Here is a 2,583-nt window from a genome sequence, read left to right as displayed (position 1 = left end):
GAGCTGCACTGGCCACGGCGCATCGAGCCCGAGCTGATGGCGAAGCGCCTCGCGTTCGGCCTCGGGCACCGCCTCGCCTACGATCTCGCGCAGCGGATCGCCGAGCGCCGAGCGCACGGCAAACGCGATGACGAGGATCGCCAGCATGACGAGCAGAGCCTGGGCGAGACGGCGCATGCTGAAGGCAAGCGCTGCGGCAGCCGCTCTCATGGCCCGTATACTCGTCTCCCCTCTTCCCTCCAGGGAGAGGGCTGGGGTGAAAGGGATAAGGATTCAATGGATGCCCCCTCACCCGCACCGAAGCCTTTCAGGTTTCGGTGCGACCTTTTCACGACGGGGAGAGGTCCGATCAACTCCGCCGGGAGAGGCCGTAGGCGATTGCGGCCAAGACGGCCGCCTGCCAAGGCACGAACAGCAAGGCGACCAGATCGGCGAGAGCGGCGGGATAGAGCAGAAGTCCGAACAGAGTGCCGGTGACGACGATCAGGCCCCAGGCTTGCGGGCGCCTGATGGCTTCTCCCGGGACGCCCGCACCGAAGGCCGTCAACCCTGCGCCGACCGCGCCACCGAACAGCCCGCCCAAGACCCAACCCACGACCTCCCGGCTCGCCTTGGCGCCTTCGACGGTGCCGAATAGTTCCGAGCCGACCACGGCCTGCATCGCGTCGTTCGCCGTATTCACCGCGGCGAGCCAGCCCATCAGCGTCAACGCCATGGCGAGCAGGCATTTTCCGGGGTCGCGCTTGGCCCACAGCCACGATATGAGCCCGACCCCTGCCCCGAAGGCAATGCCCGCGTGAAGCGGAACGCCTTCGGCGTTGATCAGCACGTCGGGGTTTTGCAGCCTGACATCCGGCAACGGCGACGGCAGACTCGAGATCAATCCGGTCGCGACGCCGATCAGAGCGGCAACCGCAACGGCGCGGGGCCGCGGCGGCGGCCTCGGCAAGATATCCAGGCGCAGGACATCCCACTTCATGGCCAATGGGCGGGCCGAGCGTGTGCCCCCGCCCCCCAGGACAGTCCCCCTGACGCGCTCCGTCAATTCCCGGCACTATACCCCGTCTGACCGGGCTTCACCATGCGGCTCGCGTTCCCGCGCCGGTGGCGGCTAGCTCTTGCCCTGCTCGGCCACGGATTTGAGCTGGGCGAGCCCCCTCGAGATCATCGCCCATCATTTTCTTGCCGTTCATGATCAGACAGAACGCCTTCTGGACGAAATTCTGGTGCCCGCTCATGACCCAGCTCACGTCGGTCTTGTCGCCATCCGGCTTGAAGCCGAACTCCGAGTCGATCGAGCCCCGGTGCGGCTTGATGATATCGACCTTGATCTTGATGTCCTCGTTCGGCCTGCTCTCGACGATGGTCATCTTTCCCTCGCCGATCTTTTCGCTGCCCGACCAGCCCATCGCGGCGCCAGCGCCCGCGTCAGGCCCGTCGAAGGTGACCTTCGCGGAAGGGTCGAGCTTGGCCCAAGGCGACCAGGCGTCCCATTTGCGCAGATTGTTCACCTGCTCGAAAACGGCGCCGGCGGGAGCAGCGATGACGGCCGTCCGCTCGACCCTAAACTCCGAGGGTTGAACCGCAACGACGATCAGAAGCGCGGCGATAATCACGACGATCGCAATGAGAATCTTCTTCAGCATCGAGGCCTCCCTCAAGCTCTTGGACAAGGCTTTTAGTGGATCACCAGATCACCGAGATAAGGCATGTCGATGACGTTGACCACGGCGCCGAGGTCGAGGTTCTTGCGCGCGGCCCAGGAGAGATGCTGCCAATGCAGCGGGACGAGCGCCGCATCGTCGTAGAGAATGCGCTCGATCTTTTTGAGCACTTCCGCGCGCGCCTTGGGATCGGTCATGGTCTGCGTCGAAAGCGTGAGCCGGTCCACCTCGGGGTTCGAATAATTGCCGGCGTTGTACTGGCCATAGCCCGTCGCCTTGTCGGGAGTCATGGTCAGAAACTCATAGAAATTCGCCGAATCCTGCGTGTCGGACTGCCAGCCGATCATCATGATGTCGGCGGCGCGCTCGTCGAAGCGCTGCCAGTATTGTGCCTTGGGCACTGTCTGGAGATCGACCTTGATGTTGATCTTGGCGAGCATGGCGGCGACCGCCTCGGCGATGCGGGCATCCTCGATGTAGCGGTTATTGGGGGCCATCATCGTCACCGAGAAGCCGTTCTCGTAGCCTGCTTCCTTCATCAAGGCGCGTGCCTTGTCGAGGTCGTAGCGCGGGACAAGCGCAGGATCGTAGCCGGCATAGCCCGGCGGGCTGAGCTCGCCCGCCGCGGTGCCGGACCCGCGCAGAATCTTCTCGGCGATGCCTTCGCGGTTGATGGCGAAGTTGATGGCGAGCCTGACGCGCGGGTCTTTGAAGGCCTCGACGCGCTTCTGGTTGAGCTCGAAGGTGATGATGCGCGTGCTTGGCATGGTGATAAGCGTGCAACAGGGATCGGCCCCGATGCGGGCGAAATCGGTCGGCGGCACCGGCGCGATGAAATCGACGTCGCCGGCGAGCAGCGCCGCCACGCGGGTGGCCGGCTCCTTGATGGGCGTGAACACGATCTCGTCCACGTTGCCGG

General features: G+C 64.6%; 3 protein-coding genes and 1 pseudogene. All 4 read right to left on the bottom strand.

Going from position 1 to position 2,583, the window contains the following annotated elements:
• Nucleotides 1–210: pseudogene (locus VFB18_RS05815) on the bottom strand (hypothetical protein); the annotation flags it as partial.
• Nucleotides 211–349: 139 nt separating this feature from the next.
• Complete coding sequence (locus tag VFB18_RS05810; protein ID WP_324972121.1) at nt 350–979, bottom strand: hypothetical protein; 630 nt, start codon at nt 977–979, stop codon at nt 350–352.
• Nucleotides 980–1,076: 97 nt separating this feature from the next.
• The gene (locus tag VFB18_RS05805) at nt 1,077–1,646 is read right to left on the bottom strand and encodes an SRPBCC family protein (protein WP_324972118.1); all 570 of its coding nucleotides are present in this window, start codon (nt 1,644–1,646) and stop codon (nt 1,077–1,079) included.
• 32 nt (nt 1,647–1,678) lie between these two features.
• Nucleotides 1,679–2,583, bottom strand: a 905-nt coding sequence (locus tag VFB18_RS05800; RefSeq protein WP_324972116.1) for an ABC transporter substrate-binding protein, incomplete at its 5' end; no start/stop codon positions are given.

The sequence above is a fragment of the Methyloceanibacter sp. genome, from assembly GCF_035650995.1.
Taxonomy (GTDB): domain Bacteria; phylum Pseudomonadota; class Alphaproteobacteria; order Rhizobiales; family Methyloligellaceae; genus Methyloceanibacter.
The sequence above is the reverse complement of the archived record's forward strand: the minus strand, read 5'-3'. Positions and strand labels throughout refer to the sequence as shown.